This is a genomic window from Phormidium sp. CCY1219 (assembly GCF_035615515.1).
Taxonomy (GTDB): Bacteria; Cyanobacteriota; Cyanobacteriia; order Cyanobacteriales; family Laspinemataceae; genus CCY1219.
This window is the reverse complement of sequence record NZ_JAJENT010000294.1, coordinates 1-15,370: the sequence shown is the minus strand read 5'-3', so window position 1 is coordinate 15,370 and position 15,370 is coordinate 1. Positions and strand designations below refer to the sequence as shown.

Sequence of the window (15,370 nt, the reverse complement as noted above, 5' to 3'; positions counted from 1 at the left end):
TCGGGACGGAACATGTGGACGAGCGCCGCTTCCGCACCGGTTCTTGGAAGAGCTGCGCGCCAATTGACAGCAAGAACGAAGCTCAGGTGCTTTCGGCTCTGGAAGGCTGCTTGGCTGACCACCAGGGCGAGTACGTGCGCTTGATCGGTATCGACCCGAAAGCAAAGCGTCGGGTGGTGGAAACGATTATCCAACGCCCAAATGAATCGGCGTTCTCGGGAGGCGCTCGCCGTGCTACCTCGACGGCGGCACCTCGGACGAGCGGTTCGAGTGGCGGTGGCGGCACTGCAGTGCGGACGAAGTTGCCTTCGGAGGTGGTTGACCAGGTGCGCCAAATCCTCAACCAAGGCTTGCGCGTGGGTGCGGAACATGTGACGAAACGTCGCTTCAGTACCGGGTCTTGGAAGAGCTGCGGCGCGGTGGATTCGCAAAATCTGTCTCAGGTTTTGGCAACCCTGGAAGAGTGCATGGCAGCTCACCCGGGCGAATACGTGCGCTTGATCGGTATCGACCCGACGGCGAAGCGTCGGGTGGTGGAAACGATTATCCAACGCCCGTAATCGCGCGATTGGCGCGGGGTGAATTCCCCCAGGGATCCGATGGGGGCTTTTGTGCGATCGCCTTTTGGAAGAACGCCCGAAGCTCCCTGAGTCCCAGCCGACTGGCGCGGGGCACTCTCGACCTGCTTCCCCACTGGGCAGATGCAGGGGAGATGCCCCACAAAGGGTTGTGTGCTATTTCCTCGCCCTTTGAACCCCCCCCAACCGTGCTGCGATCGCCGGCAACAACCGCGATCGCTGCGGTGGATGTCCTGGCATGGGGCTGGTTTGAGGCTCTGGGGTGGCGCTGTAGTCGGTTGCAGGTTCCTTGGCCTGAATCCGCTCTGTCGCTTTTGATAACTGCAATGTCTCGCTCGAACCGTTTGCGGTTCTAAATTCAAGAATGTATTTGCCGCCACTACAACTGAGTCGCAATTTTAATATTTCCGTGAGTGGCGATGTGACGATTGATGAGAATGCGGCGATCGCTCCTGGGGCGATCCTACATGCGGCGTCAGGCTGTCGCATCACGATCGCTGCTGGTGTCTCTATTGGAATGGGAGCGATTATTCAAGCTCACGGCGGCTCTTTAACTCTGGAGTCGGGAGCGACCCTCGGTGCGGGGGTGTTGATTATTGGCTCGGGTAAAATCGGTGCCAATGCCTGCATCGGTACGGCATCGACGATTCTCAATCGTTCGATTCCCGCCGAAGAAATGGTCAATCCCGGTTCCCTCCTCGGAGATGAGTCTCGTCAATGGGCTGATATTCCCAATGGCTCCACTGCTGAGGCGTCGCCGCAGATTTCTCCCCCAACTCCCCCTGACTCGCCTCCCCCTGACGCCGCATCGTCACCAACTCCACCTCCTTTGGGGATGGATGAGCCATCGCCGAATCCTACCGCGAATGGCGCTGCACCACCGTCTCCTCCCCCCTCCCCACCCCCGGAGTCGGGGTCTACGGATCCCTCGGAACCGGCGATCGCAGGTCAAGAACACATCAATCGCCTGCTGCTGACGTTGTTCCCCCATAAGAACGTCGCCCCTCCTCCTCTACCAGACGAATAGCTCGATGAGTTGTTAGCTTTAAGGTGGGAGTTTTACGCGCCAATTCCCCTCGGGCGATCGCCCCCACGGTTCTATCTGGGGTGACATGTCAGTGGGTGGGTCGGTAGATGTTGATGGAGCTAAAAGATGGATAGACGCGATACAGCGGGGATCGTCCCCCGCCAACAGGTACGACGCAAGGACGATCTGCGGGATTTGGCTTTGGGTCTGGTCTCGACTCAGAGTTTCCCGGCGATCGTCGGCTGCGCTGATATGATGCTCAAATCGGCTGGGGTGGTTTTGGTCGGCTATGAAAAAATCGGCAGCGGTCACTGTACGGCGGTGGTTCGCGGTCGCACCGCTGATGTCCGCCTCGCCGTGCAAGCCGGTGCCGAAACGGCGGAAAAGTTCGGTCAGGCTGTGTCGCAGTTGGTGATCGCTCGCCCTCTGCCTAATCTGGAGGTGGTCCTCCCCATCGGCTCTCGCTTGATGGACCTGGCTCACTCTGATGAATACTGTCGCTTGAGCAATCAGGCGATCGGTCTGCTGGAAACTCGCGGGTTTCCGGCTCTGGTGGGTGCCGCTGATGCTATGCTTAAGTCCGCTGAGGTTCATTTAACGGGCTATGAAAAGGTCGGTGGGGGCCTTTGTACGGCGATCGTTCGCGGCTCTGTGGCTGATGTGGCGGTAGCTGTGGAAGCGGGCATGTATGAGGCAGAACGCATCGGCGAGTTGAATTCGGTGATGGTGATTCCTCGTCCTCTCGACGATCTCGAACGCACTCTGCCTGTGGCTAGCTACTTTATCGAGAAAAAAGAACCCCTCAAAATGCCGATTTCTGTTCGGGAAAAACAACAAGATTTGGTGGCTCTACCCGATTTGCAGCAGTTGAGCGCTCCGGAAGAACAAGCAGAACCGCTCGAATTGCCAGAACTCGAAACGTTAGAAGAGCCTCAGGAAGAACGTCTCGACCTGGAATAGTTCCCCGCTTGCTTTGCTCTCAGTGTCGGGTGGGGCCTAACCCCCTGATGCTTCGATTCCTGGCAAGCTGGCGATCGCTTCTTTCCCCTTCCCCTTTCTTTACTTTGAATATCTCTAATTAATTACCTGAAATTATTGGCTTTGTTCGAGGATGTCTTCTACGATCCAGCGGGCAAAGGCTTCATCTCCCATGCGCGATAGCGCCTCTTGCAAGATGTCGCGGGTTTCTTCCGGGGAGTCTTGGGTTAACTGCACCGGCAGGGACAACAGGGGCATACTGCCAATCAAATCCATTAAGTCTTCCCGGATCCGCTGGCGCTTGGTCTCGAGCAGCATCAGGGTTCGCCGGATCGATCGCTCCCGACTAACTTCAACAAATAATACATCTTGTTCGTGAAAGTTATTCATTCGTATCATTCCTTGAAATATCTACACAAAAGTTCATTAAGTTTTCATTGAGAAATCTGCGCGATCCCAGGGGGTTCCATCCCAAGTAAAAGGTTATTTTAGCTTGCTTTTTCAGGGATGGACCCCCCCTTAACGGTATTTTAAGACCCCAATCTTTGCCCCCCGCTCTCCTAGGGTTGACAAATTCACTAAAATGTGGTATTGCAGAAAAATTCGGCACCCAGAACAGCGGAAACAGCGCACCCAGGAGAGCAGGTCAGGAACCCAAATGCACAGAGTGCAACCTACAGGAGGGCGATCGCTATTCCCGCACCGCTTGCGCGATCGGGCAATTTCGCCAATGCGGAACCTCTGCCGCCAGCATAGCAAACCTGGAAAAAAGTCTCCGTATCCAAATACACCTCCTCTTTGGCTCACATTAAGTGAGATACTTTGCATCAAGCAAACCCTGCCCACCCGACCATCGATAGTAAGTCTCAGAATCTCACATAAAAAGCAAAAATTCGGAACTCCCCGAGGCATTGCCCCCAACAATTAATTCACCAAACCGAACCCATCACGTTTACCCAGAAAAACCCAACACCCAACCCCTAATCGCCTTCAATCAGTTACAATAAAAAAAACAGCAGAAACAACCGCAAAACCTTGTCTCAGTAAGCAGCAATGCGACCCCTATCCCAGCAGGAGATTACCGAAAAATCGCCATTCCACAGCAACCCAATCCACCCCAGCAAAGCCAAATGAAAACCAAAGCCATGAACCCCTTATCCACCAAATTTCCCACCGAAACCTGGGTCAGTGCCTCCTGGGAAGAATACCTGCAAGCGACAGAAGAACCAGGGTACGAAAATGCCAAATTCTACTACAACAACGGACAGTTACGGATTGAAATGACACCACTCGGTCACGACCACGCCAGCGACAATGCGATTATTAGCCTTGCGGTTCACCTGTTTTGCATTGTAAAAGGAATTCCTCAGAACACGCTACTTAATTGCACCTACCGCAAACCTCCGTTGAAAGAAGCGCAACCGGATGTTTCCTATTACATCGGACAAAACGCCCAAGCCATTCCTTTCGGGACGAAGGTTATCGATTTAGACCGCTATCCGCCGCCGGAATTAGTTATCGAAATTGCAGACAGTTCCCTCGCAGACGACAAAGGAGAAAAACGGTTACTCTACGAAGAGTTACAAGTCAAAGAATACTGGATTGTGGACGTAAAAAACATACAAATCATCGCCTTTGCAGTAAAAGATAAAGGGAGTTGGCGGATTCGCGAGTCAGGAGTGTTACCCGACTTAGCTATCTCACTCTTAGAAGAAGCATTGCGGCGGACTCGTCAGATGCCGCAAAACGAAGTAGGTGCTTGGTTAATCCAGCAATTTCAGCAATAGTGTGGGGGAGAGAGGGTGCGATCGCGGTGGGTATCTATGCCTCCCGAACCACCCAAATCTCGCCTGCGTAGGCGGGCGATATTTGGGTGGGTACGCTTGCGGAACCCGGATAAAGGCAGAGTGGGGTCGATGGGCGACCAGAGCTTAAGTCCAAGCGCGGAAAAAGGTATTATCCTGCCAACTGGCGGCGGTGCGCTGTTCGATTTGTGCGAGTTGCGCGCTGCTGAGGGGTTGAAAGTTGCGGGCAGCGATCGCATTTGATGTGAGTTGTGCTACCGATTCAGCGGCGATCGCGCAACAATGGACCCCTGCTTGAGACATAGTATAGCCGAGGGCTTGGGGCATGCCATCGAGAACCCCGGGTTTGAACAGTCGCCCGTAAGCGGGAACCTTCATCGCAATGACACCGACATTTTTCTCTTGCGCCATCGGCAACACCCCAGGAATAAAAGGGCGGGGGTGGTGTTTGTCGGCGGCATTAATTGGAATTAACGTGGTGTCAAACGGATAGCGACGCAACCCTTCAGCAATGACAGCAGGTTCGTGGTGCCCGGTAATCCCCACAAAGCGAATCAGCTTTTGCGCTTTCGCCTCTTCCATCGCTTTAATTGCGCCATTGGGACTAAAAATGCGATCGAGTTCTTCAGTAAAAGAGACATGATGCAATTGCCACAAATCCAAATAGTCCGTATTCAGACGACTCAGCGATCGCTCTAACTCGCGCCACGCACTATCGCGGTCTTGCTTTGCCGTTTTGCTGGCCAAAAATACCCCTTCTCGGTGGGCCGGCAGCACTTTGCCCAAATATTCTTCGCTAGGGCCATAACTCGCAGCGGTATCGAAATAGCGGATGCCCAATTTCAGCGCCGCTTCCACCAATTCCACCGCTTCCGCTTCCGCGTTGTTCCACGATAGAGGGGTTTTACCCGCACCCCCCAACCCGAGAATCGGAAGGCGAATTCCCGTATTGCCTAAAACTCGTTCGGGCATGGTGCCGGTGGGGGGTGTGGAGGTAGAACCATGAGGCTGTTTGAATGCATTCCCGGCGATGACGCCACCCGCCACGGCGAGGCTCAACCCCATAAATGTGCGTCTGTTGGGTTTTTTCATTATTGAATGTCCTCCCTGATGGAGTTTGCGCTTCTATTGTGACCGAAATCACCAGAAGGTGGCCAGTGCGTCACCGTTGCGCTATCCGTGGAATCACTGGCGTAATTGACGAATGTCACCTGAGATTGCCCGTTGCGATCGCAGTCGGAATCGCAAATCTCGAAGATATTAGAGTTGTAGAGTTCAAGCCAACCCACCATGCAACTTCAAACCTTATACCCCGAATCCAACATCGCTGAAGTCTTCGGTCAAGCTTGGAATGTCGGTGTCCTCAGTCGCCGCGATCGCCAAACCCTGATGTCCGCTTTGTTAGAAAACTCCCTCAACCCAGAAGAACATGATGCAGTCGATCGCCTTTTCCACGCGGTTCGCCGGGGCTGGATCCAAACCGTGGAGTAATCGGGCTGAATATCGCGGTTTATCCGACTTTGCACAACACCTCTACAATTCAGGAATCTATGAGTTAAACGAAATTTTAATTAAGCCTTAAATTAATTTTTATTCAATTTGCTTGGTGAGACATTTGGGTGAGTAACTGCACGAGAGTCGTGCAGTTTTTTTTTCGTCCCCTCGCCGATTTTCCCCGAGGGCGGCGGTTAAGTGGTGACTAAAAAGCGGGTTTTTGAGAGAAGATTTTTGCATGTGCAATTCCTCTGATGGAGGAATAGCTGTTAAAAAAATAGTCCGCATCGGCGGACAACGCAAAGCTGAGGTGCGATTTCAATCGAATGATTTGATTGGCTTAACTAATTCTCGCCGTACATTCTAAAATCAACCGTTGATTGATTAAGGCATAAGGCTGAATCTCGAGCGCATTTTGGAAAGCGTGAATTGCTTTTTTATAGTTTTTGAGGGTAGCATAACACAATCCCAAGCCGTGAAATGCGCCAAAATGAACGGGGTTAAGTTTGATGACCATTTCGCAATCTTGGATTGCCTTGCGATATTGGCCGATGCTATAATAAAGGACGGCTCGGCGATTCCATGCTTCGGCAAAATCAGGCTGGTCGTTAATTAATTCGGTGAGAATTTCTTCAGCTTCGGAAATTTTGCCAGTCTCGATCGCCCGTTGAGCGCGTTGGAGAAATTCCAATCCATAAATTCCCTTTTGATGAAACCAGATGCGCCAGAGTTCCCGAGTGGCGCGATCGCGAATGTTTTCATCCGGCTGTTTGAGGTCTTCGAGCAACGATTCGATTGACGAGTTATCCATGATTGTGGGTGATTCAGGTAAGGATTTGCAATCGGAGGTCGATTTCTATTATGCTGTTTGGGGAGGAGACTGGCGAATTCGTTCCCGAGGGGCGAGGAGGTTAGGAAAAGCGATGAGAATTGAGTCTTTGGCGGAGGTTGTTTGCTATAGGGGAATCGAGGCGGATAATTCCACAGTGGGCGATCGCAGCGCAGGTTTAAATGAGTCTGCATCGGATTGATTCTATTGATGGACATTCCGCCGGACCGCAGTTCGTCAAGGGTTTGAACGCAAGTTATGTGAGATATTTGTTGGCCATCGCGCTGGTCGATCGCTGGTCAGAAGTGGCACTGTGAGCGGTTTCCGCCGCATCGGGGTCGGGGAGGCGATCGCCCGCGTTTGAGGACTTTCCATTGGCTGCGGATTGGGGCGAATCGGCGGTAGATTTTGACAGTTCTCGTTCTACGATTTTAACATTTTCGTATAGATTTTCTACAATTATTTGGCCAGATTTTGTAACCTTTAAATGCTGCAATCCGCCGCCGAGATACTGATAAACCACCCCCCAGAAAAAGTTGGGATAGCCGGCTCTTAAATCCGCAATCGTGCGATAGCCGAGGACTTTATTGGTGCCTATTTCTTCAAATTCTCGAAACAGGGCTTTCATTTTTTTTAAGTAAAGGGGATCGGCAAGTTGACCGATTAAATCTGCTGCTCGCGCCAATCCGGGGTAATCGATGGTATCTTCATGTTCGGCGTCAGGGGGAACCGGAAATCGGGTTAATTCGATATTGCGTTGCAGGGTTTTGATATCGAGCAGTTTGTGATGGCTAAAATTTTCTTTGGCGAACAGTTTTCCTCGATCTACATGATAGGGCGTCAGACTGGCATCGGTTGCATCGGGGGGCAAAGAAATCATTTCACCGCCGATGCCGGTATCGAAGCATCGGGCGTCGAGTTTATCTTGGCGACAGACGCCTTTTACGTAGCCAATATCGTGCAACAATAAAGAAGCGATCGCGTGCAACCAATCTTCAGGGGAAACATTTCCTTCGGTAATTTGTTTTCCCCGCAAGATTTCTGCCCCCGCCAATGCCACTAAAACCGTATGTTCCACATCGTGATACGGCGCGTCGCTTTTAGAAATATGTTTGAATGCCACTCGAGCCACATCAGCAATGAGTTCGCCATATTCCAGTTTCTGGAAACCATAACTGTAGCGATAACTTGCAATGAGCCGCTCGATGGAGGATTGAATGAGGCCCGTAGTCATAGTGACGTACTCCCGACGCTAACCACTTAAGCGGTACGGCGCGAGATTCTCCGCTTAGATTGAAAGCGAAGCATGTCAATCCAGCGAGACATTCGGCATCGCTGCTCGAATGTAGGCTTCAATCGGTACTGGTAGGCGATTTGCATGGCAAAGGTTAAACGTCGATACTATTGTCACCCAGATTGGCGCGAAAAAAATAGTGGGTTATCGGCTTTGAGAACTGACATCCTCCCGACACCGACCCTGAAAGGTACAGTGCGGGGCTGCCCGCCTCGCAAGCTAACCATCAGGATTGCCCTGATGCAATCTTAGCAAACTCTGAGGATTGTCGGACACTGCTGGATGAAATCATCCATTGCTTGTCCCACCCGGGCGGAGTGCGATCGCCTCTTTGCATCGCTTGGCGCGCTGCTGTGGGCAACATTGGCGCGATCGCAAAGCCTCTTTTAATGTTTTCCTCACCGTATTTTCCCCCAAATCGGACCGATTGACAAGGGTAATCCCTACAGATCTCGCCGAGGCGGGAACCAAGGAGCCTCACAGAGAGAAAGTCCCGCCTCTGCACGTTGGATCCAGGGTTGGCAAAACCGATGAAGGCGATCGCTGTCACCCCCCCACCCAACGAGAGAAAATCCGCGAATTCAAACCCCGGTTTATTCATGTTAATCGAGGTACCTTTGCATCGGTGGGTTGAGGTTGATAATTCTCCAACTTCAAACCGGGGCCAATCCCCTATTTGTGTTCGACGCATTGACCCTCGCGCTAACAAAATTTTGGGTACAATATCCACAACTCATTGCCAAGATGTGGGCTTCTAACGCGGTTTCGGGCAACACCTGGTAACGCTTTACCCAGCGATCGCTGTGCAGATTGATGGCTTTGGTTCATGCTGATGGATTTGGGAGCGATCGCGGCATCGATCGTCGGGTTTTCGCAATCAATTGCAAATTTATGTAAATTCTGCGTAACATCCGATTCCGGAGCACCCAAATCGGATACAATAACCATGAGGCTCGCTTTAGACCGAGGACTGTGTTAAAATAGGCGATCGTATAATATCCGGCTGGCATCAGTCTGGGTTCCGTGAGTCCCCTCCTCCCCCTTCGCGGACTTCCTCCGCCTCGGTGCCACGCCTAGTCGCCCCCTGGTTTTCCAGCCCTGAATCTGACGCGAATAACCGATTGTAATTCTGCAATGGCCGTTAAAAAAACCGAACTCTATAGCTCTTTATGGGCCGGATGTGACGAACTGCGCGGCGGCATGGATGCCTCGCAGTACAAGGATTACGTTCTGACCTTTTTATTTGTAAAATACATCTCTGATAAATATGCGGGGAATCCGAATGCGATTATTATGGTTCCCGATGGCGCGGTATTGTGCCGACAAGCGGAATTCTATTGAGCAACTCCAGGCGGATTTAGATGCGGTGACGCAGGAATTGGAGGGATTGATTGAGGAACATACGGGGGAAGATGGGGTGTTGGTTGATGCCCAAAGCGATACGGGAAAGGCGACGAAAACCAACCTCAAAAAGTTAATTAAGGAAAATCAACAGTTTTCTATTTTTGACGAGGAAGACTCATCGGTTGATGCGGAACAGGTGGCTGTGCTGGAGCAATGTCTGGAGTTGTTTGATTTAGAGGCAGAGAAGAAAAAGGCGGTTAAGGAGGCTACTGATGCACTGGATAAAGCGGTGTTTGCCCAGTATCCGAAGTTAACCGAGGATGAGATTAAAGGGTTGGTGGTTGATGATAAGTGGCAAGCGACTTTGGAGGGGGCAATTTCGGCAGAAATCGAGCGGGTGACGCAGCAGTTGGCGAATCGGGTGAAGGAGTTAGAGGAACGCTATGCGGAACCTTTGCCGCAGTTGGTGGACGAGGTTGAGGCGCTATCGAGTAAGGTTGATGAGCATTTGAGGAGGATGGGGTTAGACTGGAATTAATTGAGAGTTAATAATAGATGAGTGATATGAGTTTGAAACCCATTAAAACAGAGGAAGAGTATCGTCAAGCGTTGGCGGAGGTCGAACGGTTATTCGATGCGCCGTTAAATACTTCAGAGGGGGATCGGCTTGAGTTTCTAGTAACTTCGATTGAGGCGTATGAAGAACAACATCATCCCATCGAGTTACCGTTGCCTTATGAAGCGATTTTAATTGATAATTGATAAAAGAGGTGGAAAGATGAGTTTAGTTATTTCCGATGAGATTGTCAAAGCGAGTGGACTGTCAGAGGATGAGCTTTTGATAGAGGTGGTTTTGCTGCTTTTTCAGCAGGAAAAAGTTAGCTTAGGCAAGGCGGCAGAATTGCTAAATATGTCTCAGGTTCGCTTTCAGCACTTGATTGCAGATAGGGGTATTTGCGTTCATTATGATGTGGCTGAATTGCGGGAAGATATAGAAAATTTGACGGCAAAAGGGTGGCTGTAAATGAATAATTTAGAAGTATCAAAAAATACTAATAAACTGCCAAAAGGGTATAAGCAGACTGAGGTGGGGGTGATTCCTGAAGATTGGGATGTAAAGCCTCTGGGAGACATATTTAATTTAAAAAATGGCTTCTCTTTTAAAAGCGAATATTTTTCTTCAAGCGGTCCTATTGTTTGAACGCCTGGGAATTTCAAATTGGAAGGAGGATTGTATTTTAACGATAAAAATACAAAGAGGTATTCGGGTAAATTTCCTACTTCAACGATTTTTAAAAAAGGAGATTTATTGGTGGTTATGACTGACTTGACTCCGGATTGTAATCTACTCGGAAAACCAGCTTTTGTTGATTTGGAAGAACCCTTACTACATAATCAGCGAATCGGACAAATAAATATAGTTAATCCAAAATTTGAAATATTGTCATAACGATGCCCTTGCGATGAAAGAAATAGCTATGACACAAGGATTTCAAACAACAACTCTGTTATCACCAGAAGCATTGAAAGAGAGAGTGGTAAAGGAGATATCAGATGCGGCGGGTAAACTGGAGTCAGGAAACATAATGTGGGTAAGTTTTTCAGGACATGGGGTGAGGGTATTAGATAGGTCAGGAGATGAGTATGATGGATATGACGAATCCTGGTTGTTGAGCGATCGCATCCTCACCGATGATGAATTGCATCACCTCTGGTCTCAGTTTCGTCCCGGGGTCAGACTCTTAATCGTTCTTGATTGCTGTCATAGTGGTGGAATCGATATTTCCAGTAATTCTGCTTTCCCCCAAATTGCTGCCTCCGGTATCATGCTTGCTTCCTGTTTTGAAGCTCAACTTTCCCGTGAAGGAGAAAATTACGGATTCTTTACAGAGAATTTGTTACAGATTTGGAATGGAGGAAAATTTGGAAGAAGCTATCGGAAGATGAATGAGCAAATCAATCAGGCAATGGGAGAGAGACAGCGATCGCAGTATATTAGGTTTGGAACTCTTGAACGAGGATTCACGTTGAGCAAACCATTTACAATTTAGGAGAAACTATGTCCAAGTTAGAAGAATTGAAAGAAAAATACAAAGATGAATTTAGGTCTGAATCCTACATCTACTCAACAGGCAGTGGTTCAATGGAAAGATGGAGAATAGTGAGTTTTGAAGAAAATGGGGTTGATTATGAAGGCAACATAAAGTATTGGACGCCAGTGATAGCAGCTCTTAGCGAATTAGATGCTTGGGAAGAACTTGATTCTTTATTTACAACCCCAAAACCTCTAGACGGTGATGATGCTTTTCTATATTAAATTCTAAAAAAGGGGGCTAATAAATGCCCCCGTTTAATTAGAGAGGGGTAAAAATATTTTCCCAAACGACATTGCTGCTGCGTCGTAAATGAGCAGAAATTTTACGACCTCCATTAGGAATGGCATTGCAATCTAAAGGAAGTAATCCAATTGGTTTCGCTTCTCCCCCTGTACGGTGTGAAATGACATAAACCATTTTTCGTACTACACCATTAGATGGGAGTTGATAATCCTCCGTAAATAATTCGACATCATCATTCCAATCCAAAAACATAAAATGTTCATCACCGTACATTGGAATAATTACATAATCTTTACGAGGAGTTCCATTGACGACAACTGTAATTGAATTTTTAGAAAATCCACTTAGCCCCTTATAGCTCCGAATTTTAGCATAAATAATTTGAACTACTCGAATTGACGTTACATTGGAAGCATCAACTACACCTAGATTATAGTTTCTTTTTGGGTTACTTTGTTTGATTTTGACTAAGATTGAGTCAGTAGGTCTTTTTTCTGTTCTTTTTCTCGGATGTGGTCTTTCATTGCTAATGAAAAGGCTATCATCTTCGGCAGATAAGTAAAAGTAACTGCCATTAGGTAAAGGCTCATTCAAAAGGATATTATCATTTTCATCAGTGTAATAGATATTTTCCTGAGATTGGAGAAACACATGAGGAAAATAATCGTTGGTAATATCAACAAAAGCTACACTGCCATCTTGTTGGATGTAACTAAACAATCCCAGGTTTCCATCATCATCAGTGTAGGGTACATCATTCGGATTTTCAGGATTAGGCGGTGGAGGAGCCTCATTCTTGATGATGATACCGTTATTAGGAGTAAGATAGAAGTGGCGATCGCCCAACTCTTCATCCATTAAAATGAACCGACCATCAGCATCAACATAAGACGTATGACGTTCAATGTTTTCGTAGACATAGATATTAAAATCATTGTCAACGAAACCATATTTACCATTGCCGATTCTGCGACGGGCTAAAGCAAAGTCACCATTGTTGTTGGTGTAAACGACTCGTCCATTCTCGTCAGGATAAAGCACCTCAAAAGAACGGTCCATAACAACTCGTGTCCCAATCAGAATGGCATTAGTCCAATTAGTAATAGGAACTTTGTTGGCAAAATCAGGAGACTTTTGACGTTGAATTCCATAGATGCGAAAAGTGTATTTTCCAGTAGCCAATTGAGCAGCAATGATATCAGGAAACAGCAAAAAGGGTAAGCCAGCTTTACCCATAGGGACATCAGGAGAGTTACCAGCACGTTCATTATGTGCTGCCCACCAATAAGCGATCGCCCATGATTTTAGTTTAGCTCTAGCTTCAGCAGGTGGGAATCTAGCTTTTAGCTCAGCTTCTAATTGCATTCGTTGTTCTTTGAGTTCTCGCATTAACTTGCGAATAGCAGAATCATCAATATCAGAAACTCGAATAGCATTAGTCAAACGACGGTTATATTCACGTTGACCAGCACGAGCAAAATCAATCTGTTGCTGAGTGACAACTCCCGTAGTCATTGGATTCTGTCCGAATAAGTATCGGAATTTGTTTGAACCTAGTTTTTCGGGTTCCGGGAACTTAGCCTCTTCCCAATATGTATTAACTTCCCGAATCATATAAGAAATCGTATCATTGTCTTTAGAAGGTGAACCGACTTTCATTGGTCGAGTAAGATAAGCTTCTGAAGATTTATAATCCCTTTGCCAAACAGGTCGACTTGAACCTCTGGTTAGAATTTTCTGTACTTCTTCAATTCCTTTGGTATCGCGTTGTAAATCATTCTTAAATCGGTCTACCTCATCTTGCAATGCTTGAGAAAGCACCTCCAATACAGTTCGTCCTGTACCATCAGGGACAATTTCTTCAGTCAATCCTTTAGCTTGAGCGTGCATAATCAAACTAGCTACTAAACCAGTCTGATTATCCATTGACCTCAAAGCTACTTGTTTTAAAGAATCTTGAATTGGATTTTTAGGTGCTTTGATGACACCGGGACGGGGGCGATAATGAGGTGAATTTTCATCTTCCCAATCGCGAATACGTTGAGTGATATTAGGAAGTTCACTGGATGCGATCGCATTACCATAATCCCCATCAAAGTCGCCCCCTTGTCCATAAGGAGCCTCACCATTTACTCCAGTTCCTCCAAAGGTCACATGAGAAACGAAGAACACCCCGTCATATTCATCATTTTCTGGTTTTGCTACACAATCCCATAATTGAATATCACCCCAATGTCGGACTGGATAACGATAAGTAATATGTTCAGTGTTCTTAATATGTTTGCAGGTAAAGGTCAAATCAGCCAAACTATCATCTGGTTGAGCCATAAAAGATTTCATCCGGACAGCACCATTGATAGCCAATCTCGTCCATTTTTTCTTGAGACTGCGTTTAGTCGAATCAATTACATAAGGATGTTTTTCCAGGATTCTTGCTGTATCATATTCAAGAATCTGGGATAAAGCAGGCATATAGACTTCAGAATTATCATCGGTTTCATCATCCGGATTCCCCCCTGCCCAAGTTTCTTGCAGTTCATCAAACCATTTATCGACAATATCCTCGCTGTTTTGAGCTTCCAAACGTTCAGTTCGGGGATTAAAGATTTCAAAGATTTTGTAAATATCTTTAGATTGAATAGCTTTAACAATTCTTTCACATTCAGCCCTTGTAGCAGGCATAACATCTTGTTCAATGATTTCAATAGGAAACCAAGACCAGATTTGAGTACCACCTCTACTTTTACGTTCTTGCGCTTCACCTAATGCGGCAAGATAAACTTTGTCAAATCGATTTTCACCTTCAGAAGGTTTATAAGTTTTGAAACAACTTTCAGGTAAAACTAAATCATATCCTTGTAAATTATCAACAGGAAGAACAGTTCCTTTACCCCAAATACCTTCTTCAGTTTCACTACCAGGGATACCAAGACGGAATTGTGTCGGAGTTCGACGACGGAGATTAAGGTCTTTGACAATACCCTCTAAGAGTTGAGTGAGTAAGCTAGCCCGAATTTTTCCATGAGCATCACCAATATTCCAAGGATTTTGCGACCCTGGCACTGGTCTATTATTTTCCATCTCTGGGTCAGGAACGACTAAAATTTTAGCATTCCTCAACTCAAACAAGGCTTTATTTTCACTCAGACAGATTGACCCATAGTTAATTCTTCCCATATTTCGTTTAGATTCAGGGAAGTAAAATTGTCCTATTGTTCCCGGTTCTCCTTTTTTCCTTGTAAATAGGAAATGCCCATGTTTCCGGGAACCTCCTGCTAAATCTAAGGAAAAATTAGCATAATCATCTAGAAGGGATTCTTTGTCTTCCGTAGCATTGGTTGGGATAGCACAAATTGAAAATTCATGGTCTGAATGCAACATGGATAACATGATGTTTCGGTATATAGTTTCAGTTGCCATTGCCACGCCAACTGCATCACGGTCTTCCTCTTCTATCCATCTTTTAGCAAACCCATTCCAAACGGCCATTTCAGTACGGGAAACAATTTTGTGCAAATCGTTGATAGGAACAAGGGCGACAACATTGTAAGTTAGAACAAATCTTCCTTGGGGAGTCTCAGACATTATTAATCCTCATCATCAAACTGGACAGTGAAAAGTTCTATGAGATCATTATCAAGGGGCTTTTAACGGTCCAATGCGTCTGTGTATGGCCATCTGC

The 15,370-nt window shown here is 47.4% G+C and carries 22 protein-coding genes; 15 read left to right on the top strand and 7 right to left on the bottom strand.

Annotation, left to right across the window (positions count from 1 at the left end; all coding sequences use genetic code 11):
* From LKK83_RS04970 to LKK83_RS04955, 4 genes are all read left to right on the top strand, one after another.
* The coding region (locus LKK83_RS04970; RefSeq protein WP_324629814.1) for a ribulose bisphosphate carboxylase small subunit at positions 1–560 on the top strand (560 nt) is incomplete at its 5' end.
* Positions 561–568: 8 nt separating this feature from the next.
* Positions 569–934 carry a hypothetical protein gene (locus tag LKK83_RS04965; RefSeq protein ID WP_324629813.1) on the top strand — a complete coding sequence of 122 codons (366 nt, stop codon included), beginning with the start codon at positions 569–571 and terminating at the stop codon, positions 932–934.
* A gap of 8 nt (positions 935–942) precedes the next feature.
* Positions 943–1,605, top strand: a complete 663-nt coding sequence (locus LKK83_RS04960; protein ID WP_324629812.1) for a carbon dioxide concentrating mechanism protein — start codon at positions 943–945, stop codon at positions 1,603–1,605.
* A 126-nt stretch (positions 1,606–1,731) separates the two neighbouring features.
* The gene (locus tag LKK83_RS04955) at positions 1,732–2,565 is read left to right on the top strand and encodes a carbon dioxide-concentrating mechanism protein (RefSeq protein WP_324629811.1); all 834 of its coding nucleotides are present in this window, start codon (positions 1,732–1,734) and stop codon (positions 2,563–2,565) included.
* A 132-nt stretch (positions 2,566–2,697) separates the two neighbouring features.
* Here LKK83_RS04955 and LKK83_RS04950 read toward each other — a convergent pair whose 3' ends face one another.
* Positions 2,698–2,973, bottom strand: a complete 276-nt coding sequence (locus LKK83_RS04950; RefSeq protein ID WP_324629810.1) for a hypothetical protein — start codon at positions 2,971–2,973, stop codon at positions 2,698–2,700.
* A gap of 740 nt (positions 2,974–3,713) precedes the next feature.
* Between LKK83_RS04950 and LKK83_RS04945 the strand changes: the two genes are divergently transcribed.
* Positions 3,714–4,370 carry a Uma2 family endonuclease gene (locus LKK83_RS04945; protein WP_324629809.1) on the top strand — a complete coding sequence of 219 codons (657 nt, stop codon included), beginning with the start codon at positions 3,714–3,716 and terminating at the stop codon, positions 4,368–4,370.
* Positions 4,371–4,514: 144 nt separating this feature from the next.
* Here LKK83_RS04945 and LKK83_RS04940 read toward each other — a convergent pair whose 3' ends face one another.
* Positions 4,515–5,480, bottom strand: a complete 966-nt coding sequence (locus LKK83_RS04940; protein ID WP_324629807.1) for an aldo/keto reductase — start codon at positions 5,478–5,480, stop codon at positions 4,515–4,517.
* A complete protein-coding gene (locus LKK83_RS04935; protein ID WP_324629806.1) occupies positions 5,480–5,680 on the bottom strand; it encodes a hypothetical protein in 201 nt (66 codons plus the stop codon). Before LKK83_RS04935 ends, LKK83_RS04940 begins: the two co-directional genes overlap by 1 nt.
* Here LKK83_RS04935 and LKK83_RS04930 point away from each other — a divergent pair.
* Positions 5,679–5,879: a hypothetical protein gene (locus LKK83_RS04930; RefSeq protein WP_324629805.1), complete on the top strand. Its 201-nt coding sequence runs from the start codon at positions 5,679–5,681 to the stop codon at positions 5,877–5,879. The two genes, LKK83_RS04935 and LKK83_RS04930, sit on opposite strands and share 2 nt — an antisense overlap.
* 343 nt (positions 5,880–6,222) lie before the next feature.
* Here the strand turns inward: LKK83_RS04930 and LKK83_RS04925 are convergent, their stop codons facing one another.
* From LKK83_RS04925 to LKK83_RS04915, 3 genes are all read right to left on the bottom strand, one after another.
* Positions 6,223–6,693, bottom strand: a complete 471-nt coding sequence (locus tag LKK83_RS04925; protein ID WP_324629804.1) for a tetratricopeptide repeat protein — start codon at positions 6,691–6,693, stop codon at positions 6,223–6,225.
* Between the two features lie 274 nt (positions 6,694–6,967).
* A complete protein-coding gene (locus tag LKK83_RS04920) occupies positions 6,968–7,945 on the bottom strand; it encodes an Npun_R2479 family HD domain-containing metalloprotein (RefSeq protein ID WP_324629803.1) in 978 nt (325 codons plus the stop codon).
* Positions 7,946–7,971: 26 nt separating this feature from the next.
* The gene (locus LKK83_RS04915; RefSeq protein ID WP_324629801.1) at positions 7,972–8,091 is read right to left on the bottom strand and encodes a helix-turn-helix domain-containing protein; all 120 of its coding nucleotides are present in this window, start codon (positions 8,089–8,091) and stop codon (positions 7,972–7,974) included.
* A 209-nt stretch (positions 8,092–8,300) separates the two neighbouring features.
* On the opposite strand from LKK83_RS04915, the gene LKK83_RS04910 reads away from it, so the two are divergent.
* The 9 genes from LKK83_RS04910 (at position 8,301) to LKK83_RS04870 (ending at position 11,666) form a co-directional block, all read left to right on the top strand.
* Complete coding sequence (locus LKK83_RS04910) at positions 8,301–8,639, top strand: hypothetical protein (protein ID WP_324629800.1); 339 nt, start codon at positions 8,301–8,303, stop codon at positions 8,637–8,639.
* A gap of 500 nt (positions 8,640–9,139) precedes the next feature.
* A complete protein-coding gene (locus LKK83_RS04905; protein WP_324629799.1) occupies positions 9,140–9,346 on the top strand; it encodes a type I restriction-modification system subunit M N-terminal domain-containing protein in 207 nt (68 codons plus the stop codon).
* Positions 9,288–9,887: a hypothetical protein gene (locus tag LKK83_RS04900; protein ID WP_324629798.1), complete on the top strand. Its 600-nt coding sequence runs from the start codon at positions 9,288–9,290 to the stop codon at positions 9,885–9,887. Before LKK83_RS04905 ends, LKK83_RS04900 begins: the two co-directional genes overlap by 59 nt.
* A 17-nt stretch (positions 9,888–9,904) precedes the next feature.
* Positions 9,905–10,111, top strand: coding sequence for a helix-turn-helix domain-containing protein (locus tag LKK83_RS04895; protein ID WP_324629797.1), 207 nt, complete (start codon positions 9,905–9,907; stop codon positions 10,109–10,111).
* Between the two features lie 16 nt (positions 10,112–10,127).
* On the top strand, positions 10,128–10,373 hold the full coding sequence (locus LKK83_RS04890; protein ID WP_324629796.1) for a UPF0175 family protein: 246 nt from the start codon (positions 10,128–10,130) through the stop codon (positions 10,371–10,373).
* Complete coding sequence (locus LKK83_RS04885) at positions 10,374–10,550, top strand: hypothetical protein (protein WP_324629794.1); 177 nt, start codon at positions 10,374–10,376, stop codon at positions 10,548–10,550.
* An 18-nt stretch (positions 10,551–10,568) separates the two neighbouring features.
* A complete protein-coding gene (locus LKK83_RS04880; protein WP_324629792.1) occupies positions 10,569–10,799 on the top strand; it encodes a hypothetical protein in 231 nt (76 codons plus the stop codon).
* Between the two features lie 13 nt (positions 10,800–10,812).
* On the top strand, positions 10,813–11,400 hold the full coding sequence (locus LKK83_RS04875; RefSeq protein WP_324629791.1) for a caspase family protein: 588 nt from the start codon (positions 10,813–10,815) through the stop codon (positions 11,398–11,400).
* Positions 11,401–11,408: 8 nt separating this feature from the next.
* Complete coding sequence (locus tag LKK83_RS04870; RefSeq protein WP_324629790.1) at positions 11,409–11,666, top strand: hypothetical protein; 258 nt, start codon at positions 11,409–11,411, stop codon at positions 11,664–11,666.
* 37 nt (positions 11,667–11,703) lie between these two features.
* On the opposite strand, the gene LKK83_RS04865 is transcribed toward LKK83_RS04870, so the two are convergent.
* Positions 11,704–15,273 (bottom strand): RNA dependent RNA polymerase, encoded by a 3,570-nt coding sequence (locus tag LKK83_RS04865; protein ID WP_324629789.1) that lies wholly within the window; start codon positions 15,271–15,273, stop codon positions 11,704–11,706.
* Positions 15,274–15,370: the final 97 nt, after the last annotated feature.